Genomic DNA, 21,443 nt, shown 5'->3' with positions numbered 1-21,443 from the left:
CCTGCTCGATGTTTACGTTAAAATCAATTGACGTCGGTTACTTTTTTAGCGTTCCATACTGTAGTGGCAAGAATCATGGATAACACCCCTGCTGCGAGCCAGAAATATTGGGCTTGACTAAAGTCGTAGGTTTGAACGCCATCAACTTCGGTTATTTTGATAAGAGAAGCCGAAACTAGCTCCTGACCAGATGCTGCCATGTACGAGAACAAACCAATGAAGCCCTTCACCGCTCCAACTGCATTTTTTGGCATCAAGTCACAAGCAGTAAGACCAGCAAGGAATACGACCAACCCACCGATTGCAAAACCAATTAGCCCAAGCGCAACAGCATCAACCATGCGATTATCAGGACCAAAGAACATCAAACACATACCGGCGATGTTTGCGAATCCGTATAACAGCGTTGGAATATGGCGGTTAGCATTAAATATTTTGTCAGAAACGATACCTGATAAGATTGCACCGGCTAGCCCTGCAATTGGGTAAGTAGACATAGCAAAACCAGCGTCGATAAGCGAGTAACCTTTTGTTTCTTGGAGATAAAGCACCGCCCAAGAAGACATGGCATAACGAGAGATATACATACACGCACACGCGGCTGCAATTAACCATACTGTCGGTTGCTTAAGAATGAACAACTGTGCCTTGCGAGTTGCATCTGGGTCATTTGACTTTTTGATTTCTGTTTCTTCCCCGAATGCGGTAGCAGCATCAGGAAGTCCATAAGTCTGAGGGCGATCTTTTAGTACAAAGAACATACAAAGTGCCGCCGCAATCGCCGCAATACCAGCGCCAATAAAACCAGCACGCCAACCGAAGTAACTCACTAGAGTCGCTGTTAGAACCCAAGTAATCCCCTCTCCAATATTGCGAGAACCACCCCAAATCGAGTACCGACTACCACGTTGCTTAGGAGAGAACCACTGGAACAAAGACACACAAGAAGGTGCAGAACCAACAGACTGGAACCAACCATTGAGACCCCAAAGCAATACAAAGAAGAACGCAGTGGTATTTAAGCCCATAGCGATGGCTGTTATGCCCGATAACAGCAGAGAAAACGACATAAACCGGCCAATATTGGCATAGTCAGAAAGGAAGCCGTTTGAAAACTTACCGATAGCATAGGTGAAGAAGAAAGCCGAACCCATGATGCCAAGCTCTTCAATCGAAACGATACCCGCATCGAGCATCGGTTTTTTTACAACACCTAAGCTCATCCTAACGACATAAAACGTCGCGTACCCAAAAACCAAACCTAAGAATACTTGCCATTGATACCGCTTAAAGCGGGACTGCATTGCGTCCGTTGAACCATCCGAAAGCGGAAGGTCTGTACGGGTTTTAAAGAAATTAAGCATATCGCTCTCCATTCAAATGTATAGGCCACTGCTTGGCCGTGTTCTGTTGACGGATTGAGTATGTCGATATTGCTCACTATTGTTAAAAATGTCATTTTGAGACAAAAATGACTCATATTGGCTTTCGTTATGGGTCAAAAATGGGAAACAAGCGCTCGGATTCATCGGATTTGTTGATAGAATTCTAACTCTCGATGTTTTACATGCGTCACGAATGACTCAACTTAAAAAATACTTTTTTGGTGGTTTCTATTCGAGTTTTGAAGGGGCGCACATTTATTAGGGTTTTGTGCAATGAAGCGGCTTATTTATGGCTATCTTTCGTCCTTGCTATTCATTTTTGGTATGGGCTTTTTCTCATCGGCATACGCAAAAAAAGAGCAATTAGTGATTCTCACTACTTTTTCACAAGAACCACTGCTGCCATTGGTCTCTGAATTCAATAAAATCCATCAAGATCTGGAAGTTAAGATAATACACAGAAGGACGTCTTCGAGTATTCAGCTATTAAGTAAGAGCTATATAGATAACATTGACTTGATATTGACGTCTTCACCTTACCTAATGAGCCATTTGATTAAAGCAAATAAACTGGTCGATATGCCAAGGAGGTTCAAAGCGCCAGAATGGCTTATGCCGTATGTTCTTCCTTTAACGAATAAGGTTGTAACCATTGGTTACTCAGGGGCCGGTATTGTATGGAATCAAGATTATTTTGATAGCCACCAGCTGCCATTACCGCAAGGATTTGTGTCGTTAATTGATCCTATTTATTTTGGTCACGTTACCATGAGTACGCCATCGCGATCTGGGACGACACAAATGATGCTTGAAAGTATCTTAGCGCAATATGGCTGGAATCAGGGTTGGCAAATCATACTAAACGTCGCAGCAAACTTTGCGACTATTTCGTCTCGGAGTTTCGGGGTGAGTGACACAATCTCACGTGGCGGACTAGGTGTAGGGCCGACAATAGACAGCTATGCTCATATTTTGCAACGTAAACTGGACTACGTCAGATTCAGCTACGACAAAGACTTTACCTTAATGCCGACCTACGTTGGTATGATCAAGCAAACCACGAACGATGAACACGCCTTGGCTTTCGTAGAAATGCTTTTGTCTCATAAAATCCAATCACAAATGTTGAAAAATAGTTTTTCAAAATACTCAATAACCGACGATCAGTTAGTTAAAAACCCACATGTATCCTTAGATGTCGATACGTTGATGCGCCGTGAAGTCGGCATCAATTTACTTTTTGACCTTGCAATAACAAAGAGATTAGCGTTTCTCAGTGATACTTGGCTGGCGATCATTAATTCAGAGCAACGTTTTCAACTTGATCCCGATAAATTGCTGCTCATACAGCAAGCAAAAGAGCATATTTTTATGATGCCTGTTTCATTGAATGAGTTTGATCAAAAGATGGCGATATTTGCAGAGCTACAAAGCGACAATTCAGTACAAGGAAATGCACAGTTTTTGGCAAGCAAGGAAGAGTGGCTACACCAAATACGATCAGAGCTTAATGAACATCAGACAAGAGCAAACGCGTTGCTTAAACAGCTTAACGGAAGTGTCAATCAATGATGAGCAACTCTCGATACCATACGATCGGCACAAAACTGGTGCTCGCCTTTGCGACAAGTACATTGTTATTAATGATCGTTAGCGTTGTGGCATGGGGAACATGGAATAGCCTGGATAGAAGAGTGAGCTCGCTCTTTAGTAGTAGCCTACCCTCATACAATGCGAGTTTTCTGTTAGAAAGTAGAAGTGCACAAATTAGAAGTTTAACTAACCAAGTTTCTGAAACGAAAACCAAATCAGAATTACAAGCTAACCTGCATCAGGTACAGAGCGAGTTGAACTTTATCAACTCTACATTAACTAGCCTATCCAATAGCAGTGACTCATTATCGTTACAAGGTAACTACTTCTCACTTTCCGTCATCATAGAAAGCTATTACCGAGATGTTTCTCAAAGCATTGATTTAACAAGGCAGTTGGATCTTCTTAAGGAGCAAATTCAGTGGATTCATCAGGACATTAGCTCAGAACTCAAACCATTGAGGCAAGAAGTTCAATGGCAACTTCAACGCGATGTTCATGGTCATTCGTTTGATGTTTTGCTCGAGCATTGGAACCTTATTCAAACTCTACTCGATGATGAGGAAACCTTAATAGCACTCACGGAAGATGTGTTAACAGCAAAGCATTTAAGTCAAGTAGATAACGGTGTGAAAGTCATACAGTACAAAGTCGAAGAGTTATTACTCAGAAGTAAGCCGATTTTTAGTCAGCCATCTGCTATTGCTTATCAACAATTGTTAAATGAGCTTTCTACCTTGTTAGCAACGAATGGCAGTTTACATAAGAAACTGGAACAAAAAGTAACGCTTGAACAGAGTATTACGAAAAGAAAAACCATAATAAATGATTCTCTTAATAAGTTGCACGGCCGTATTGCGAACTTAGTTAAAGTCACCGACACCCAATTTAGGTTGGTTAAACAAGATACGACTGCGATGATTAATTACGGAAACCATATTCTCGTCGTCTGCTTTAGTCTGTCGATATTGATCAGCCTATTTTTGACCTATTACTTCATTAATCGGCGCATCGTACGCAGGCTCGCGGCATTGAGTAACAACATCGATGCGATTACCTATAATCAGTCGGAAAAACCAATATCCATAGATGGCAAAGACGAGATCGCGCGCCTTAGCGATAAGCTGCACATTTTGTATGACACCATGCAGGAAATGGAGCGTACGAACGCGTTGAATCTAATCAACAATACCCACGCTTGTTTGATTACGTGTAATTTGGATGGCCATGTTGAGTCGGTTAACTCTAGTGCAAAGCAGCTATTTGGTGATGGCGAATTCAGTTATACCGGTCTTATTTGGGAATGGTTACCTGCCGAACAAAGTACACAACTAAAATGCGTTTTTGTTAACAGTGCAAAGTTGACCCTTAATGGCGCCGATAGCGTTACGCTTTCGTTAGGTACAGAGTCCTATCCGCACTATCTACGTTTTTATTTACGGGTTTTTGCCCATGGAAATACGAGTAAGATAATGATCACGGTGGCGGACATTACCGAACAAGCTCACGCCAACTATTTACTAGAACAAAGAGTGATGGAAAAAACTCACTCGTTACGATTAGCAAACCAGGATCTGCAGAAAGAGGTGGATGTTAGACGACAAGCAGAAAGCCATTTAAAGGAAACACAAAGTAAACTGATACAAGCCGCTAAAATGGCCGTGGTCGGCCAAACAATGACAAGCATGGCACATGAGCTAAATCAGCCGCTGACTTCGATAAATACTTACCTGTTTAGTGCCAAATTAGGGCTTGAATTAAATCAGCCAGATTCCGCAATCCATGCCATTGTACAAGTGGAAGCGATGGCGGCAAGAATGAGTAAGATCATCAATAATTTGCGCCATTTCGCTAAAAAACCCTTAAATGAATCCCCCTCTAGTCCGATATCGCTCGTGTCTGTTATAGAACAAGCAGAGCTATTGATTTCAACTCGGGCCAAGCGCCAACAAACCGCGATAGTCAACATCATTGATGAAGACCCAATGATTTATGCCGATGCGATCAGTATTGAGCAAGTGTTAGTGAATGTCCTCGTTAATGCATTAGATGCAACACTAGAAGTAGAACAACGGACAGTCACGATATCTAACGCTAATAACGTAGATCGCCACCTTATTTTCATTAGCGATACGGGGTGCGGTTTTAGGCCCTCAGTCATCGCAAAGTTGTTTACGCCCTTCACTACAACAAAAGAAGTTGGCTTGGGTCTAGGTCTCAGTATCAGTCGCTCACTGATTGAAAAAAATAACGGTTCTATTTATTTGGCCTCCACCATAGACAAAGGTGCGATGGTTGTTTTGGAGTTCCCTCATGTCTGATTATTCCGTACTACTCGTCGATGATGACCAAGATGTTTTAGATTCGTATTCACATTTAATGTCTATCGCAAACTTAAAGTCTAAAGCCTTGATAGATCCTACGCTTACTTGCCACCATATTGATACTCGTTGGTCTGGAGTCGTGGTAATCGACATGTACATGCCCCAGATGCACGGTATGGATTTGCTTAAAATTATCAAAACTATTGATAGCGATATTCCCGTTATCGTTATCACAGGACATGGCGATATACCCATGGCCGTAGAAGCTGTAAAGATCGGCGCAAATGATTTTCTAGAAAAACCAATAAACCCGAGCCAATTACTCGAACTGATAAAAAAACACTTGGGTCGCCGCCAATTATTTGTTCAACAGAAATGCAATTTGGACAAATCGATAAAGAAGGAGTTAATTGGTAAATCGGCTCAAATGGAGAATATACGAGAGCATATTGCTCAGCTTGCCATGTTGCGAAGCCATGTTGTGATAACGGGAGAATCTGGAGTAGGCAGACGCAGTATTGCGTATTTGATCCACCAACTGAATGAGACTCATGATTCAGGCACACTTATCGAATTAGAAGGCAGCCAAGTTACCAATATTGAGCAACTTGACCAACAACTCGATGCCATCGATTCTGGAACCATCATTCTAAGTCGGCTAGAGAAGTTAGATGAATCAATACAGCAACATCTTACTCAGTATTTACTGCGGCAAGAGCGCTTGACGAAAAATAAGATTAGGCTGATTGGTCTCTTTAGACAAGATCCCGAATCCTTGATTCAAAACCAGCAATTACATCCAGAACTGTATTATCTAATAAGCCAAGGCATCATTGAGGTGCCACCTTTGAGGCTTCGTCCTGATGACATTGCGACTTTGTTTCATTATTACTTAAAGATCAGCTGCAATAAACTGGCAAAAGCAATACCAGAGGTCAGCTCTCAATACTTACAGAGCTTAAGAAATCACAGTTGGCCGGGTAACGTGAGAGAGCTACGTAACGTCGCAGAGCTTTACGCGATTGGTATCATTAAACTCGCGGGTCAAGACCGAATTAAGCATGAGGAAGCGACTAAGCTCCCGTTAGATTGTTTGGTAGACGGCTACGAAAAACAACTGATTGAAGATGCGTTATTTCTGTTTTCAGGCAGAGTCAATGACGTCGCTGTTTATTTGCAAGTGCCGAGAAAGAAACTCTACCTTAGAATGAAAAAGCATGGCATAGACAAAGATAATTTCAAAACTCGGGGTTAGCTTTGATATGATTCTTTGGAACAGCACAGCTGTCGAAAATACATAATAAAAAGAGAAAGTATATGACCAGTTTCAACACACGTTGCCCTTCTTGCCAAGGGCTAAACCGCATTCCTAACGAGCGCGTTTCAGAATCTGCTACCTGTGGCCGTTGCCAGTCTTCTTTGCTAGACGGTGCACCTATTGAGGGTACAGAAAACAACCTTTCTGCATTACTAAATAGCGAGCAACCGGTGGTGATAGATTTTTGGGCGCCTTGGTGTAACCCATGTGTCGGATTTGCGCCTGTTTTTTCGGATGTCGCTCAAGAGCAATCAGGCAATGTTCGTTTTATTAAAGTGGACACAGAGGCTCAGCAAGCATTAGCTGCACAATATCAGATTCGTAGTATTCCTTGCATAATGGTATTTAAAAATGGGCAACGCGTAGATATGTTGAATGGAGCACTTCCTAAGTCTCAGTTCAACGAATGGCTTTCTCAAGCTATCTCGAAATAATCCACGACGTCCCTTTTACGTTGCCTGATAACTCAGTGTGTTAGGCAACGTTTGTTCAGTTTCTATTCTCTTTTCCCTCTTTCTGTTTATTTTTCGATCTTCGTACCATCTATAACGTGAGCCGTATACGAATATATTGACGCCTTCCATGAGTGGAGCAAATACTCTACACTGTCACTGTTGGCTCGATTTTATAAGATGAATACTATGAATAAATCATTATTGTTACTTTCCGCTCTGATCCCGACTTTTTCTTTCAATGCCATAGCTTTAGAAAATAGAGATAATATCGTTACTCCTGAAGCCATCACTGCTGCTGAAGTCAGTAGTATTCAGGGTTCAGAGACATATACTTATGTTCGTTGCTGGTACAGAACACATTTCAATAATGATGATCCTGCGACGACATGGGAATGGGCTAAAAACCCAGATGGCAGCGATTTTACGCTGGATGGCTATTGGTATTCCTCAATTTCGTTCAAAAACATGTTTTATACCAATACCCCACAAACGCAGATCAAACAGCGTTGTGATGAAACCTTAAACGTCGACAACCAAGCCGCAGACATAAGTTATTACGCTGCGGATCACAGAATGTCTTACAACCATTCTATTTGGACAAACGACCATGCATTCCAGCCTGAGATGATCAACAAAATGGTCGTGTTTGGGGACAGCCTTTCAGACACTGGCAATATGTTCAATGGTTCTCAGTGGTTATTCCCAAACCGAGATTCTTGGTTTTTGGGGCGATTCTCAAATGGTTTAGTTTGGACTGAATACGTCGCTCGAGCTAAAAATATACCGCTTTATAATTGGGCTGTTGGTGGAGCTGCAGGCACCAACCAGTACGTCGCGCTTACCGGTATTTACGATCAAGTAACGTCCTATCTAACCTATATGAAAATGGCCAAAAACTACCAGCCTAAAAATACCCTCTTTACCTTGGAGTTTGGCCTTAATGACTTTATGAACTACAACCGAGAGGTATCTGATGTAAAAGCGGATTTCAGTAGCGCAATGATCCGGTTAACAGACTCAGGAGCCACTAACATTTTGCTTTTAACCTTACCTGACGCGACTCGAGCTCCGCAATTTAAGTATTCAACCGCACAAGAGATCGAAAACGTCAGAGCAAAGATAAACAAGTTTAACGTGTTTATCCATGAACAAGCTCGCTACTACCAAAGCAAAGACATCAACGTCGTGTTAGTTGATGCAAACAAAATGTTTGGCCAAATCACAGACGATCCCAAACAGTTTGGTTTCGAAAATTCTAGTGATGCCTGTATGAACATCAATCGTAGTAATGCTCTGGATTACCTTTATCGCCACAGCTTGACCAATGATTGTGCTTATCATGGGTCTGACAAGTATGTATTTTGGGGGGTAACTCACCCGACTACAGCAATGCATAAATACATCGCAAATCAGATTTTGAAGCAATCGCTAGCGAGTTACGCGCTTTAAATGTGTTCAGTAATTGAGGGGGCATCCTTGTGCTCCCTTCTCTATTAATCTTTCTATCTTGCCTGCAAAACCACCCCCAATTCTTAAGCTCATTTCCCTTTTCCCTCGATAAATTATTTTTGTCGTAAACAATAATATTATTCGTTGTACTCTTTACCGTCTAAGCCTCATATTCGCCCCGAAATACGTTGAAATTTATTCACTTTCGGAGGCTCCAGCGTTGGAAAATACGTTAACCAATCAAACTCAAAATACGATCACTGTACCTGTTCTCGCTCTTGCTTTATTCGCAGTGGCGACGGGATACTTAATGAGTTTGATCCCATTGATGCTTCAACAATATGGCATGGGCACGCATCTCGCGAGTTGGTTGGCGAGCAGTTTCTATGCTGGTTTACTTGTAGGCGCTGTTTGCATTGAAAGCTTGGTCAGTAAATTGGGGCACACCCAATCATTTATTTTTTGCCTGGTTGTGCTCGCCGTTACCGTAATTGTTAAGCCGCTATTTCCAGTAGAAGCTATTTGGCTGTTTGCTCGATTCGTTGCTGGTATCGCAGTTGCAGGAGTCTTCGTAATTGTCGAGTCTTGGTTATTGACCGGTGATGAAACCAGCCGAGGTAAGAGACTTGGTATTTACATGGCTGCGCTATACGGTGGCTCTTCAATAGGACAGCTTGGTATCAACGTTATCGGTGTACATGGTTATGCTCCGTTCATTACTATTGTGAGCCTAATTGGCGTAGCGATCCTTATTCTGTTTGCGGCTAAAACAGTGAACCCGGTTTCAAGTGGTCATGAGAGCCTAACGCTTCGTCAAATTATGAAGATGAACAAAGCGGCGTTAATTGGCTGCATAGTGTCTGGCTTAGTGTTGGGGGCGATTTATGGGCTAATGCCGATTGAATTAAAGCAACGCAATATCGAAACATCGCACATTGGTAGCTTAATGGCATTGGTGATCTTGGGTGGCATGATAGTGCAACCTATCGTCACTTGGCTGTTAAAGCACATTGCTCGTACCCTACTAATGGCGCTGTTCTGCTTAGTTGGAGTATTTGCCGTAGGTTTAACCACCGTATCAAACAGTGAAGTGATTTTGTCGTTTGCGTTGGCGCTTCTTGGTATGGCGACATTTGCGCTCTACCCAATTGCTATCAACTTGGGTTGCGACAAATTACATGAAAGCAACATCGTGTCGGCGACTCAAGTCATGCTGTTCAGCTACAGCGTTGGCTCTGTGTCAGGACCTATCGTTGCGAATCAGTTTATGAATAGCGCAGAAGGATTGATGGGGTATCTGTTTATTGCATTGTTAGCCACCAGCATTTACATGTTGCTCGCAAGCTTAAACCATCAACCGACCGTCATGGCTGGGGAGTAACGAGATAAATAAGGGCACTTAACTCAGTGCCCTTGATGTGCCGAGCTTGTTAATTTGTGAAAATAACAGTAAGCTGCGCGCTCTGTAAATTCTGACTGTCTTGACGAGTACTGACATGAACCGTAAAAAGAAGATCAACCAGATCCTTAAGAAAAAACAAAAGAAGATGAACTCTAAACTGCACACTAGCAACAAGCCAAAGTATGTATCTAAGGCTGACCGAGCTAAAATGGAGTTAGAAGAGGCTGCATCGGCTTCTGTCGAGACAGAACAAACTGAGAACATTGAAAGCGAAGCGCCATCAGAGCAGTAATTCGCCTTCTATTGGTGTGTATTGCGTAGCGGCTTCTATTAAAGATTGAGCCGTTAATGCGTGCACACCATACACTTCAAAACGCTTACCGTACTTTTCTGTTACTCTTCTGGCTAACACATCAAAATCGCCATCTCCTGATACAAGGATGATAGTGTCAACTTCTGGTGCAATTTCAATTGCGTCAATAGCAATACCGACATCCCAATCTGCTTTTGTACTGCCGTCACTACGTTGAATACAAGGCTTGAGTTGCACTTTAAATCCGATACCACGCAAAATATGATGAAATTGGCGCTGCTTCTCTTGAGTACTTGAAATGGCATAAGCAAAGGCTTGTACGACTTCTTTCCCTTGAGTTGCCTGGCGCCAAAATGTGTTGTAATCAAAGTTTTTTCGGTGAGTTTCTTTGCAGGTGTAATAGACGTTTTGCACATCAACTAAAATAGCAACTTTTTCCACGGGATATCTCACAAGTAAAGTTATGCTTGAAGAATACCGTAAAGGCTTCTAATAAGAAATGCTTAGGTCATTGACGGTTAGAATTTTTCATCGCGTAACACGTTCCAAGCTTCACAAAGCACTCTAAATCTGTCGGTATTACCACCGTCTCGATCCGGGTGCCACTTCAAGGCCATACGACGCCATTGCTTTCGGATTTCTAACCGAGTTGCATCACTATCGAGTTCTAATAACCTTAATGCTTTTTCTCTCCCCATATCCTTGTTGTTTGAGCTGCCAACATGGTGCTGATAACGAGTCCAGAATTCGTTCAGCAGGCGTTTGACTTCTCCATCTTGAGCTTCGTAGTTACTCCAGCAGGTGTAGTAATCCCTCAGAGGGTCTTCTAAATCGATGCTATGCCCCGTCGCAGCGGCTGCGTTCATCATTTGAATGTCCATCGCTTGTACTTGTATCCACGCATCTGGGTACATAAAATCCTGTAGTTGATACAAAGCGTTCATCATCAAGAAATTTCTTTTGAACAGATCTTTTTCAGGGCTGTCGTCTAAAAAAGGGATAAAGCCTAACTCCGCTAGATGGGAGCACAAAGTGTGCACCTTCCAGCCGCTGGTCTGCTTACGCAGTACTTCCAACGTTGGCCATACTAACGGGTTTTCAATGTGAGAGTCTTGACTGCTTACAAGATTGGTATCGGGCATAGTGCTCTATTATATAAGTTTATTCTCTCTACTATTCAAAGCCATTACGGCTCGTTTGTCACTTTTGTTTCAGCTATTGGCATCACATAATTGAGTTTGTAACGGGGTTTAATCTATGACAGAATAATTTTTATAACAATAAATCAGTTAGTTATGTTTAGGAGGTTGCATGGAATTAGTTATACCGAGTATGGAACAAAAATCTCAATTTTTGGACTTCTATTACGACTTGGCAGACAACGACCCCGATAATGCTGACTACTATTCGCTCGCCAATGAGAGTTTTTCCCGTTACATCAAAAGCCTAGAAGATGAAGAACAAGGGCAAAATTTGCGGCCTCAACATGTCCCATGCAGCCATAGATGGCTGTGTGATTCAAACTCTCGTATCGTCGGTGTTATTCGGATCAGACATAACATTAGCACACCTATCCTAGAAAAATTTTGCGGCCATATTGGTTATGATATTGCTCCGGCCTATCGCAACTTAGGCTACGCTACCCTCATGCTCGGATTAGGGCTAAAAATGGCAAGCCAATTGTCCATCGATTCCGTTTTGATATCCGCAGACGAAGATAACTTTCCTTCAAGAAAGGTGATTGAACGTAACGGTGGAAAGCTCGATACCATTGTTTATTCTACAGAATTCGAATCAAATATTGCCCGTTACTGGATTCGAACGTAATCCTCAAGTTCGCCTAATGTAGATGCGTTCAAAATATCAATTGTACACCGTTCGATTGTGTGGGAGACTATATTCAGTCAATCATGATTCATCAGGATGAAAAATGGAAAAGCTAAGTATAAAACAGAACCCCACACTACTATCATTAAGCGGCATGTATGTCGCGGTTTTGATTTTTTCGATGATAAACCCGATGTCTTGGGCGGTCTGGATTGCTGAGATCATTCCTGTTCTCGCCGTTTTTACACTGATCATCGTTACTCATTCTAAGTTTCAATTTAGCAAAACCGCTTATATCCTGATGTTTGTTTGGTTAGTTATGCACACGGTAGGAGCGCGCTATACCTTTGCTGAAGTCCCTTTTGATTGGTTTAATGACCTAATTGGATCGGAGAGAAACCACTACGACCGAGTTGCTCATTTCTCCATTGGATTTTATGCCTACCCAATTGCCGAGTACTTATATCGTAAGGGACACTGTAACGCTGTTTTGGCATCCATGTTTGGCCTGTTCGCGTTAATGAGTGTGGCTGCAAGCTATGAGATTATTGAGTGGTGGTATGCCGAGTTAGCCGGCGGCGACGAAGGCATCGCATTCTTAGGCTCTCAAGGTGATATATGGGATGCCCAAAAAGATATGCTATGCGACACACTCGGCGCCATCACTGCCCTCGCCCTATTTAGTTTCAACAGTAAATCGATGGCAAGAGAAGTTAACTATCGGTAGACGATTGAACCCAATCTAAGTATTCAGTCAAACCCGCTGTAATGGGCAACTGCACGATTTGCGGAACATCGTAATCGTGCAGTTTTACAATTTCTTGTTTGAGTTGCTCAAACCGTTCGCTTGTTGATTTCATAATCAAGAGTTTCTCGTTGTCACAACATACTTCCCCTTTCCAAAGGTAATGGCTTTCAATTGGCATCACCTGGATACACGCGACGAGTTTCAATTGCAGTAGTGCATGTATAAGATTCTTCTCCGTCTGTTGATTATTACAAGTCGTTAGTACTGTACAGCATTGATGACTGCCCACATTGAATCCTCTTCACTCTAATAAAATATATCTCACCCTGTTTGCTAGGCACGGCCTTTAGCGCCTCAGATCTACTGACAATAATGATTATAACGTCTCTTCCACCTTGAGCCTATCCTCGAGAACCATTGTTTACTTGAGATTTAACCAAAACTGTTGATAGAAAATGCACTCTATTTAGTAAAATAATCGGCATGGACCACCTAACGGAAATAGTAAATTTCCTCCATAAATACAGATGGTTAAATATAAATTAAGATTTATTTTCTTTGAATGTGATTTTGTTTTTTGCGTCCCCCATCACTTAGGTCTAAAGTCCGTGCCATCTCAAACAGGCTAAGCCATTTTGGGCTGACATTTGGCCACTTTTAAACCTCATTTTAATTAGGATCTACATGCTAACTTCTTCATTTAAGTCTTCCGCGTTTCTTATGATAATGGCGACAGTCACTGGTTGTGGCGGTTCTAATGGCCCGTCAGTTGATGCCAATAAGATCAAACCCAAACCAAACCTCCAGCAATCTAAATATCCTCAAGGCCTGTATTTATCAACCCTTGCTGAAGACGAAGGTGATATCGTACGAAATAGTCAAAGTAACGCCAAATACTTGGGCGCAGCTTTTGCTGTCGAAGAAGATGGTAACCATGAATTTATGGTAATGAGCGTATCGGATCACTCAAAACTTGGCCAAGCTGAACACTTAACCATTGAAAGTGAATTAACCGTTGGTGGTTCTAAAAACTCTCACAGTATCGATACTTTTGGGTACTTGTGTAATGAGTACGATGGCTGCGGTATTAAATATGATACCCATAGTGGATATGCCGATTCCCGTCTTAGCTCATTGAGTTCCATTCATCGTTCTCAGATTCAGTCCGAATCATTCAGTGCTAAGTATGGTTTGGTCTTTCAAGACATAGGTTTGACGATTGCCGGAAGTGCTAATCCCTTAACGACGATTCCAAATAGTTTGCTTTTCAAAGTTGAAACGGACGATTGGAATACTCAGTCGATTTCTACTACCAACTGGCAAACCTTGACGGACTACTCTATCCCATCTAAGTACAACCAGTATCAACTCGTCAATGATGGAGACAGCTTATCTATCCGTGCGAGCATTGTGGATTCAGGTCAAAGCCATTGCTCTATCGTCGCAACCATTGAAGGCAAGCAAGCGGACACATTAATGTTTATCTCAAAGCAAATGATTCCTGCAGACGCGCACTCTTGCTTAACGTACGTTCAAGGCACTAGTTTAGATCCAGCGACTAAATTGGCTATGTCCAGAGTCGTAACTCAAAACCACACTCTTTTGTTGACAAAGCCTACGTCGCTAAATGGTTCTGATATCCTCGCAGTTATGCACTTAGCAATTGAAGAAGACAATGATAAAGCCGTAGTGTTAAGCGCAAACAATTGGTTGGAGCCAGCCTCACTGTAACGTGTTGCGGCCGTATTGACCCAATAACAGCATTACCCAAGTTCACTGAGTCTGGGTAATGCTCATAATGAAAAATGATTTTTGTTGTTATAGTTGATAACATTCACCCTACCCATGTATATCCATCTATTCTTATACTCATCACTACTATTCTGCTAACTCTCTATGAATGACGTTTTAACTCAAGCAAGAAATACGGGAAAGCTGATCGCCCTTGATAGCCTCACTTACAACCCTGAACTTAAACAATTGTTTTGCGATGAAGTCCAGATAGAGCTAGAACCAAGAGCGATAGAATTGCTTGAGGTACTGTTGTCGCATGTGGGCAGCCCTTTATCCGCAGATAAGATTATTTCTGAGGTTTGGCAAAGTGAATATATCTCTCGTAATGTCCTAACTAATCGTATTAGTACGCTCAGAGCCCTCTTCAAACAGCATGCACCGAACCTTGACCCGAACAAACTGCTCGTCACTTATCCCAAAAAAGGCTATTTTTTTAGCCAAGATAAAGTTCAACTGATCGAAAGAGATCTCTCTAACCAAACACCGATCTCTTTGGTTGCTAAAGCCGATGTAAACTTAAAGCAGATCCATTCAATGTATCTGCTCGCCTTAATCGCGTGTTTTGCACTAATCGGTTGGCTATTATTCTCTTCAGGCGAGAAAACTGCTTTACCTACGGCAACCACATCAAACATCACCATCCCCGTGGTTGAGTTGCTATTGAGTAAAGTTGAAGTCGGCGATAAAGAGTCGCGCCGCTACCGCAAAGAATTAAAGATACTCCTGCTTGAGCAGCAGGTTAACTATCCTTACACCAATATTGTTAATCAAGACGCACCAGACTATTTCTTAGCACCGATTGGTGAGGGGCGATATTGGCCAGGCGCTAGAAACATCATTTCTAGCGATTATCGACTCAATGTTAAATTGACCCACAGTGAGACAGAGCAGCGACTTAATGCCATCGTTGATATTGTTTACGACCAAAATGGAAAGTTAGCTTACCGTGCGTCGTATCAGCTTGATCCCAATCGATTGATTAATGGTGTTCAACAAATTGGCCAAGATTTAGTTAAGTTTTTTCAGTTACCCCAGTTGGAACAACCTAAAGAAGCATCATCTAACCTACAGCAGTCACTTCAACGGCCTCTTGATATCGTTCTGAATGAAACACTCAACAAAGGGTTTGTCAGTGAACTCACCGTCGGTTACCTGACGCGAGAAATTTTAGCATCTGATACTTTTGATCAGAGCGAGATTGCGCAATGGGTAATGCTTGTCGAGAATAGCTTTAAGTTTCATAGCGAAGAAACCGATATCTGGTTAGCATTACTGCACTTTAAACTAGGAAACTTTGCCACTTCTCACGACTACCTTATCAAGTCTCGATTTAATCAGCAGGTCGATAATGCATTTCTGTACCTTGTTCTGTCTCATATTGCTTTGGAGACACAACAAGCCGATGATTTTAGAATTAACTACCTAAAATCCATGGTAGCCCTGAGTAAATCAGTGCCCTCCGACGTTATCTTTAAAAGGTTGTCTAAACCCGAAGACCAACAAGCGTGTTTGAGTCCTTGGTTACGTATTGTTGATGTGCCATCGGTTCAGCACAACGCGAAAACCTGGCTCGATACGTTTTCTAATTATTGTCAAAGGGCGGAGATCTATCTGTCGGGGAGTAAACAATAAGGTTCGTCGCTCTTTTGTTTGCGAGAGAATATAGGCAGTCGATAGGCACTACTTCATTCTTACTTTACCGCCAATCATTTTAAACGCTGGTACACCTTTTATTAGCGTTTCTCGTGCAAATTCACTTCCGCAAGATGGACAAATACACGGCACCAGAGTGTGGTTTTCGACAATACGTTCGATGAAACACTTAACCAACGCCCCTTTTCCGCCTTTTCTGTATTTATAGAGGTGTTGTTTGCATTTACTGCAATAAATACCAACCGTCTGGGTTGGCCCTTTTTTGTTTGGTCTTGCCATATTAGTCACTCGATAAAGCTTGATGGATTGGAATGGCTCGCTCGTGGTTCGTTAGGTTTTAGCTAATGTCTGGTTTTACCCATACCCGATGAAAATCAAACCAACCCAGTGCGTTTGCTTTTGCGTTTTGCAACGAACCACAGTGATCCTTACTGAGTCCTAACCAACAATGAAATTGTGGGATCAGTTGTTTGTTTTCGACAAGACTTTTGCCTAGCTGGCGCGCAGGGAAAGAGGTGTTTGGCGAATGACGCCATTCATTAACCAAAGTTCGCCATTGTTCAAAGTCCTGCTCTTCGCTCATACGTTCAATATCACCGTACCCCAATAGCCAACCGAGTAACCCGTCGTCGCGGTTATTGCAAATTCCCATTGGCTTCATCCAAATGTCGACTTCGGCATCATGGGGGAGATCGACATCGTAACGAACGAAGTTTACGTCGAGTCCATCTCTTTTAAGCAGGGTTTCTATGGCTTTAGACTGTAACTTAAAGCCTGGGTGATAACAGTGATAGGCGATGTTCACTTTACGTTGTGCAGGAGGATCGAGTTTTTTGATTGCCGGCTTAGTATGGAACCATCCTGGCTTTAAGCCATACGCAGGCAATAAACCGAGTTCTCCGATTTTGTCTTTAGGGAGCAATTCGAAAATAGCGATACTGTTAAGGGTCGCGCAAAAATACGTTGCCCAATCTTCGTCTTGAGCAAGACCACTCTTTTTATTGAGTAACAGATAAGTACAGCCGGGATCTAACTCAACTTCTTCGTGATCATGATTATCAGGTTTCACTGGATGCTGTAAGCTCGGGTAAACCAAGGTAGAGAACGCTTCATCTATCACCCAGACTTCGACTTTATCAAGTAACGGTCGGAAACCATAATAACCATCAAACGCTTCTAAAATAAGTTGCTTTTCATCGTTTATTACCACTTTGAATGGCCCGGTTCCGATGGGCAGCAAATCGAAATTCTCGGGGAGATTGTGTATTGAAGGAACAATCTTGGCCTTAGTCTCGGCAAGTAAAACGGGCAAATGCCAATCAGGTTGAGAAAGGTGTATGTCGATGACCCAAGGGGATGGCTGTTCAAATCCAATTAAGTGACTAAAAAGAGGCAACTTAGCCGATTCGGTTAAACTGGCAATGATATCGCTACACTGTAGTAAGTTACCATTATGACACCTCACCCCTGAGCGTAAGTAGAACCGCCAATGTGTCTCGTTTATCTCTTCCCAATTGTGTGCGAGCTCGCCTTGTAGATTTTCATTTTCATCAAGGCGGGTTAAGCCACTGAATACCTGACGAATAATGTGTTGTTCAGATCGACGAGTTGGTTTTTGTGGGTTAAGCATAGAGAGTGGCCGATAATACGGCAAGCGCACCACTTGTTGACCTTCTTGATGCTGTAGGCCGAGATAGTCTTGTATTACTTGCGTTAGCCGACCTGCGTCTCTTTCTAACACATTAAGCGCTTGGCCTATTTTACCTTCTTCCAAATAGCGCTTTGCCAAGTTTTCGCTGACATCTTGTTTGTTTTGTTTAAAAACCAGCGAAGACAGCTTTCCTCGACCCGCCGCTGGGTGCCATTCTATCCAGCCTTCTTCTTGTAATTTGTTTAACACAATGCGTGCATTTCGCCTTGTGCAAAACAAGACCTCGGTAATTTCTTCTAATTGTACGCCGCTATTTTCACCTTGGTAGTGCTCAAATAGGGTTTCAAATTGGCTACGAAGTCGAGGGCTGCTCATAATGAGGAAATCCATTTAGAAATTATAAATATACGATTTCCTTATTTTAGCATCTAAGTAGAGTTAACTCTATGATCTTACATACAGCCTAGGCCAAAAAACGCTCACCTTATGCCAACGCCTAGCGCATCCGCTACCGCTTTTAGTTGGTGCTCATCATCTAGTTTTATTGACCATGTAGACTCTGCACCTTGCACTGCAATAACATTCGCGCCTCGGCCAATAAGTGAAATCGCGTCAGTTTGAGCTTGCATAGCGATATGGTGATCCCCTGTAATGCGAACCACGATTTCAAATTGAGTTACGATGATTTTTCCTGCGCTAAATTCAATAACCACTAGTTGTTTGCCTTACGTTTTTGTTTTACTGCGATGGTTAATCGGCTGGTGCAAACGAGCCTTTGTTGTTCGTCTACCATGGTTATTTGCCAAACTTGGGTTGAAACACCGATATGAATAGGGGACGCGGTGCCCGTTACGTAACCCTTCCGCATGGCTCTTACGTGGTTGGCATTGATGTCTAAGCCCACACAGTAGGCGTTATCATCTACGCAAAAGTTCGCCGCTATTGACCCTAGTGATTCCGCAAGCACAACAGAAGCCCCTCCGTGTAGCATACCCAGTGGCTGATGTGTTTTAGAGCAAACAGGCATAGTGGCTGAAATGGTGGTATCGGTTATCTCGCTGTATACGATATCAAGGTGTTCCATTAATGTGTTTTTTGATGAGCCATTCAAGATCTCTAAGCCGATCTCTTTTTTCCAGATACTCATTTGGTTTCCTTATGGTGAAGCCAGTTGCAATTCAATATATAATCAAAGCAGGATAATTACTTACAATAATATGGAGATAGCGAATGGTTGATTTTCGTGTCGTATCCACTGCTATTTTGCTTAGCGCTCTTACTGCTTGTTCTACTTCCCCTACGGGACGAAATCAATTGATCATGTTTTCGGATCAAGACATGGCACAGTTGGGCGCACAGTCTTTTGAACAAATGAAAAAAGAACAAAAGATATCGACAAACCGCAAAACAAACGCTTACGTTCGTTGTGTGACAGATTCTATAACGGCTCATGTTCCAGCTCAACCCGGCTTTAAAGAATGGGAAGTCGTGGTATTTGATAGCAACCAAGTTAATGCATTCGCCCTACCCGGTGGAAAAATTGGCGTTTACACCGGCTTACTGTCAGTCGCTAAAAATCAAGACCAACTTGCTACTGTTATAGGCCATGAAATTGCACATGTTTTAGCGGATCACAGCAACGAAAGACTGTCGAGTAGCCAACTTGCCAACGCGGGGCTTCAAATAAGCAGCGCCGTACTAAAAGACCAACAATATCACGATACCGCCATGAGTGCTTTAGGGCTTGGTGTGCAGTACGGGGTGATTTTGCCATATGGTCGTACGCAAGAATCTGAAGCCGATATTGTCGGGTTAGATTTAATGGCAAAATCAGGCTTCAACCCTAACCAAAGCGTTGAATTATGGAAGAATATGGCAAAAGAGTCGGGTGGGAATCAGCCACCGGAACTCTTGTCTACACACCCTTCTCACTCGACTAGAATTAACGATCTACAAGCTCGAATAGGTACCCTGCCAAATACTCAAGTAAAAGCTCCAAACTGCCAATAACACCCCTTATATAAGTAAAACCTAGACCAGCATTTGTTAAAATACTGGTCTTACCATAATTTAATTTATAAATAGATTCTATCTAATTAATATAGAACGGTTTTATTGTTTTTCTCTCAACGATCCCCTGCATATAAAAACCCATCAAATGTCTCAAAATTTATATTTCATTAAAACATGTGTTTAACAATTCATTTACATTCGTCTAGTATGGAATGTAGCCTAATGGTGAAACACAAATCTAAAAAACATAATAACCATACCCTAGGGGGTCAAGGATGAATATTAAGCACTGCTCTCTGCTGACAGTTTCGATACTGTTAGCGTGTAATGTTAACGCTGCTGGTTTCCAAGTTGCCGAACACTCAGCTTCTGGTCTTGGACGCGCTTTCTCGGGGGAAGCCGCAGTTGCGGATAACGCCAGTGTTCTCGCTCGCAACCCTGCCGCCATGACGTTGTTCGATACGGCGCAATTTTCTGGTGCGTTGACTGTTGTTGATCCAGAAGTAAATGTTAAAGACGTAACAGCAAATCAAACATCTAAAGATGTCGCTCCAATGCAAATAGTTCCTGCCGGCTACTATATAGCCCCAATAAATGATCAATGGGCTTGGGGAGTTGGATTGTTTACTACTTATGGGGTCGCAACTGATTACCCTGACGATATCGCTGCCGGTGATTTAGCTGGTAACACTGCTTTGGTTTCCGTCAACTTTAACCCTAATATCGCATACCGAGTTAATGAACAATTGAGCGTCGGTGCAGGCGTAAACCTTGTTTACGCGACGGCTGAGCTTGACCGCCACCATGGTAATTTACCATTAGGGGGAAATCCAAGTGACAAGCTAATTTCCATGGAAGGTACAACCTTTGGTTACGGTTGGAATGTTGGTGCGCTGTACGAATATAACGAGAATAACCGATTTGGCTTTGGATATAGATCTGCAATAAAGCTCGATTTCGAAGGTGATTTTTCTGACTACGGCAATGGCATTATTAATTCAGGAAAAGACAAAGTTACTGCTAATCTGAACGTCGATCTACCTGACATCGCCGAGCTATCAGCATTCCATCAATTGAACGATAAGTGGGCTGCACATTATAGTATTCAACGAACTATGTGGAGCAAATTTAAAGAACTTAAAGCGACAAGTTCGGAGTGTGTTAATAGCGAGTGTTTCTATAAAAAGGAACACTACGCTGACAGTAATCGCTATTCAGTCGGTGCTACCTACTCTCACAACGAGAAATGGACTTGGCGTGCTGGCGTTGCTTTAGATGAGAAAGGTGGTGAAGCTACACTTAGTATCCCAGATTCAGATCGCTATTGGTATTCGGCAGGTTTGACATATAGATACAATGAATCAACAACAATTGACGCTGGTTTCGCTTACGTACATAGCGTTGAAGGTTCGTTTACTGAAACGAATAAGCTAGGTAACACTTCCACTTTTGAAGCGGAAGGTGCAGCTTATTTATCAGCAATTCAAGTTAACTACACCTTCAACTAAGTGAAGCGGA

General features: G+C 42.4%; 21 protein-coding genes. 13 read left to right on the top strand and 8 right to left on the bottom strand.

What is annotated here, in order from left to right:
- Positions 1-23: 23 nt before the first annotated feature.
- Positions 24-1,364 (bottom strand): MFS transporter, encoded by a 1,341-nt coding sequence (locus VTAP4600_RS24620; RefSeq protein WP_102525318.1) that lies wholly within the window; start codon positions 1,362-1,364, stop codon positions 24-26.
- Positions 1,365-1,658: 294 nt separating this feature from the next.
- Between VTAP4600_RS24620 and VTAP4600_RS24615 the strand changes: the two genes are divergently transcribed.
- The 7 genes from VTAP4600_RS24615 to VTAP4600_RS24585 all read left to right on the top strand — a co-directional run bounded on the left by VTAP4600_RS24615 (position 1,659) and on the right by VTAP4600_RS24585 (position 10,218).
- Positions 1,659-2,957: an ABC transporter substrate-binding protein gene (locus VTAP4600_RS24615; RefSeq protein WP_102525317.1), complete on the top strand. Its 1,299-nt coding sequence runs from the start codon at positions 1,659-1,661 to the stop codon at positions 2,955-2,957.
- Positions 2,954-5,299: an ATP-binding protein gene (locus tag VTAP4600_RS24610; protein WP_102525316.1), complete on the top strand. Its 2,346-nt coding sequence runs from the start codon at positions 2,954-2,956 to the stop codon at positions 5,297-5,299. The genes VTAP4600_RS24615 and VTAP4600_RS24610 overlap by 4 nt, the downstream gene beginning before the upstream one ends.
- The gene (locus VTAP4600_RS24605) at positions 5,292-6,557 is read left to right on the top strand and encodes a sigma-54-dependent transcriptional regulator (RefSeq protein WP_102525315.1); all 1,266 of its coding nucleotides are present in this window, start codon (positions 5,292-5,294) and stop codon (positions 6,555-6,557) included. The genes VTAP4600_RS24610 and VTAP4600_RS24605 overlap by 8 nt, the downstream gene beginning before the upstream one ends.
- Positions 6,558-6,619: 62 nt before the next feature.
- A complete protein-coding gene (trxC, locus tag VTAP4600_RS24600; RefSeq protein WP_102525314.1) occupies positions 6,620-7,054 on the top strand; it encodes a thioredoxin TrxC in 435 nt (144 codons plus the stop codon).
- 207 nt (positions 7,055-7,261) lie between these two features.
- The gene (locus VTAP4600_RS24595; protein WP_102525313.1) at positions 7,262-8,524 is read left to right on the top strand and encodes an SGNH/GDSL hydrolase family protein; all 1,263 of its coding nucleotides are present in this window, start codon (positions 7,262-7,264) and stop codon (positions 8,522-8,524) included.
- Positions 8,525-8,744: 220 nt separating this feature from the next.
- The gene (locus VTAP4600_RS24590; RefSeq protein ID WP_102525312.1) at positions 8,745-9,905 is read left to right on the top strand and encodes an MFS transporter; all 1,161 of its coding nucleotides are present in this window, start codon (positions 8,745-8,747) and stop codon (positions 9,903-9,905) included.
- 115 nt (positions 9,906-10,020) lie between these two features.
- Positions 10,021-10,218 (top strand): DUF2986 domain-containing protein, encoded by a 198-nt coding sequence (locus VTAP4600_RS24585; protein ID WP_102525311.1) that lies wholly within the window; start codon positions 10,021-10,023, stop codon positions 10,216-10,218.
- Here the strand turns inward: VTAP4600_RS24585 and VTAP4600_RS24580 are convergent.
- Together VTAP4600_RS24580 and VTAP4600_RS24575 are read right to left on the bottom strand one after the other, a co-directional pair.
- A complete protein-coding gene (locus VTAP4600_RS24580; protein ID WP_102525310.1) occupies positions 10,207-10,680 on the bottom strand; it encodes a LabA-like NYN domain-containing protein in 474 nt (157 codons plus the stop codon). The two genes, VTAP4600_RS24585 and VTAP4600_RS24580, sit on opposite strands and share 12 nt — an antisense overlap.
- Before the next feature lie 77 nt (positions 10,681-10,757).
- Entirely contained in the window at positions 10,758-11,381 is a 624-nt protein-coding gene (locus tag VTAP4600_RS24575; protein ID WP_102525309.1) for a DNA-J related domain-containing protein, read from the bottom strand.
- A 169-nt stretch (positions 11,382-11,550) separates the two neighbouring features.
- Here VTAP4600_RS24575 and VTAP4600_RS24570 point away from each other — a divergent pair, with 169 nt between their 5' ends.
- Entirely contained in the window at positions 11,551-12,066 is a 516-nt protein-coding gene (locus VTAP4600_RS24570) for a GNAT family N-acetyltransferase (protein WP_102525308.1), read from the top strand.
- Positions 12,067-12,169: 103 nt separating this feature from the next.
- Positions 12,170-12,793 carry a DUF2238 domain-containing protein gene (locus VTAP4600_RS24565; protein ID WP_102525307.1) on the top strand — a complete coding sequence of 208 codons (624 nt, stop codon included), beginning with the start codon at positions 12,170-12,172 and terminating at the stop codon, positions 12,791-12,793.
- Here VTAP4600_RS24565 and cutA read toward each other — a convergent pair.
- Positions 12,780-13,103 (bottom strand): divalent-cation tolerance protein CutA, encoded by a 324-nt coding sequence (gene cutA, locus VTAP4600_RS24560; RefSeq protein ID WP_102525306.1) that lies wholly within the window; start codon positions 13,101-13,103, stop codon positions 12,780-12,782. The two genes, VTAP4600_RS24565 and cutA, sit on opposite strands and share 14 nt — an antisense overlap.
- A gap of 395 nt (positions 13,104-13,498) precedes the next feature.
- Between cutA and VTAP4600_RS24555 the strand changes: the two genes are divergently transcribed.
- Positions 13,499-14,545, top strand: coding sequence for a hypothetical protein (locus VTAP4600_RS24555; RefSeq protein ID WP_102525305.1), 1,047 nt, complete (start codon positions 13,499-13,501; stop codon positions 14,543-14,545).
- A gap of 165 nt (positions 14,546-14,710) precedes the next feature.
- Positions 14,711-16,240 carry a winged helix-turn-helix domain-containing protein gene (locus tag VTAP4600_RS24550; RefSeq protein WP_102525304.1) on the top strand — a complete coding sequence of 510 codons (1,530 nt, stop codon included), beginning with the start codon at positions 14,711-14,713 and terminating at the stop codon, positions 16,238-16,240.
- Positions 16,241-16,288: 48 nt separating this feature from the next.
- On the opposite strand, the gene VTAP4600_RS24545 is transcribed toward VTAP4600_RS24550, so the two are convergent.
- From VTAP4600_RS24545 to VTAP4600_RS24530, 4 genes are all read right to left on the bottom strand, one after another.
- Positions 16,289-16,540: a hypothetical protein gene (locus tag VTAP4600_RS24545; RefSeq protein ID WP_102525303.1), complete on the bottom strand. Its 252-nt coding sequence runs from the start codon at positions 16,538-16,540 to the stop codon at positions 16,289-16,291.
- A 58-nt stretch (positions 16,541-16,598) separates the two neighbouring features.
- Positions 16,599-18,287 carry an SgrR family transcriptional regulator gene (locus tag VTAP4600_RS24540; RefSeq protein ID WP_102525535.1) on the bottom strand — a complete coding sequence of 563 codons (1,689 nt, stop codon included), beginning with the start codon at positions 18,285-18,287 and terminating at the stop codon, positions 16,599-16,601.
- Positions 18,288-18,391: 104 nt separating this feature from the next.
- Positions 18,392-18,625, bottom strand: coding sequence for a DUF3389 family protein (locus VTAP4600_RS24535; protein WP_102525302.1), 234 nt, complete (start codon positions 18,623-18,625; stop codon positions 18,392-18,394).
- On the bottom strand, positions 18,625-19,059 hold the full coding sequence (locus tag VTAP4600_RS24530) for a hotdog fold thioesterase (protein WP_102525301.1): 435 nt from the start codon (positions 19,057-19,059) through the stop codon (positions 18,625-18,627). The genes VTAP4600_RS24535 and VTAP4600_RS24530 overlap by 1 nt, the downstream gene beginning before the upstream one ends.
- Before the next feature lie 83 nt (positions 19,060-19,142).
- On the opposite strand from VTAP4600_RS24530, the gene VTAP4600_RS24525 reads away from it, so the two are divergent.
- The gene (locus tag VTAP4600_RS24525; protein ID WP_102525300.1) at positions 19,143-19,922 is read left to right on the top strand and encodes a M48 family metallopeptidase; all 780 of its coding nucleotides are present in this window, start codon (positions 19,143-19,145) and stop codon (positions 19,920-19,922) included.
- Positions 19,923-20,200: 278 nt separating this feature from the next.
- Positions 20,201-21,433: an outer membrane protein transport protein gene (locus tag VTAP4600_RS24520; protein ID WP_102525299.1), complete on the top strand. Its 1,233-nt coding sequence runs from the start codon at positions 20,201-20,203 to the stop codon at positions 21,431-21,433.
- The last annotated feature ends 10 nt before the right edge of the window (positions 21,434-21,443 follow it).

This window comes from Vibrio tapetis subsp. tapetis, assembly GCF_900233005.1.
Taxonomy (GTDB): Bacteria; Pseudomonadota; Gammaproteobacteria; order Enterobacterales; family Vibrionaceae; genus Vibrio; species Vibrio tapetis.
Note: the sequence above shows the minus strand (reverse complement) of the source record. Positions and strands in the feature narration are given on the sequence as shown.

Bases quoted from the DNA above. Each gene is read 5' to 3' on its own strand.
- VTAP4600_RS24620 (WP_102525318.1), bottom strand. From the start codon at position 1,364: ATGCTTAATTTCTTTAAAACCCGTACAGACCTTCCGCTTTCGGATGGT.
- VTAP4600_RS24530 (WP_102525301.1), bottom strand. From the start codon at position 19,059: ATGAGTATCTGGAAAAAAGAGATCGGCTTAGAGATCTTGAATGGCTCA.
- VTAP4600_RS24575 (WP_102525309.1), bottom strand. From the start codon at position 11,381: ATGCCCGATACCAATCTTGTAAGCAGTCAAGACTCTCACATTGAAAAC.
- VTAP4600_RS24610 (WP_102525316.1), top strand. From the start codon at position 2,954: ATGATGAGCAACTCTCGATACCATACGATCGGCACAAAACTGGTGCTC.
- trxC (WP_102525314.1), top strand. From the start codon at position 6,620: ATGACCAGTTTCAACACACGTTGCCCTTCTTGCCAAGGGCTAAACCGC.
- VTAP4600_RS24555 (WP_102525305.1), top strand. From the start codon at position 13,499: ATGCTAACTTCTTCATTTAAGTCTTCCGCGTTTCTTATGATAATGGCG.
- VTAP4600_RS24585 (WP_102525311.1), top strand. From the start codon at position 10,021: ATGAACCGTAAAAAGAAGATCAACCAGATCCTTAAGAAAAAACAAAAG.
- VTAP4600_RS24605 (WP_102525315.1), top strand. From the start codon at position 5,292: ATGTCTGATTATTCCGTACTACTCGTCGATGATGACCAAGATGTTTTA.
- VTAP4600_RS24565 (WP_102525307.1), top strand. From the start codon at position 12,170: ATGGAAAAGCTAAGTATAAAACAGAACCCCACACTACTATCATTAAGC.
- VTAP4600_RS24595 (WP_102525313.1), top strand. From the start codon at position 7,262: ATGAATAAATCATTATTGTTACTTTCCGCTCTGATCCCGACTTTTTCT.
- VTAP4600_RS24540 (WP_102525535.1), bottom strand. From the start codon at position 18,287: ATGAGCAGCCCTCGACTTCGTAGCCAATTTGAAACCCTATTTGAGCAC.
- VTAP4600_RS24545 (WP_102525303.1), bottom strand. From the start codon at position 16,540: ATGGCAAGACCAAACAAAAAAGGGCCAACCCAGACGGTTGGTATTTAT.
- VTAP4600_RS24520 (WP_102525299.1), top strand. From the start codon at position 20,201: ATGAATATTAAGCACTGCTCTCTGCTGACAGTTTCGATACTGTTAGCG.
- VTAP4600_RS24525 (WP_102525300.1), top strand. From the start codon at position 19,143: ATGGTTGATTTTCGTGTCGTATCCACTGCTATTTTGCTTAGCGCTCTT.
- VTAP4600_RS24615 (WP_102525317.1), top strand. From the start codon at position 1,659: ATGAAGCGGCTTATTTATGGCTATCTTTCGTCCTTGCTATTCATTTTT.
- VTAP4600_RS24550 (WP_102525304.1), top strand. From the start codon at position 14,711: ATGAATGACGTTTTAACTCAAGCAAGAAATACGGGAAAGCTGATCGCC.
- VTAP4600_RS24570 (WP_102525308.1), top strand. From the start codon at position 11,551: ATGGAATTAGTTATACCGAGTATGGAACAAAAATCTCAATTTTTGGAC.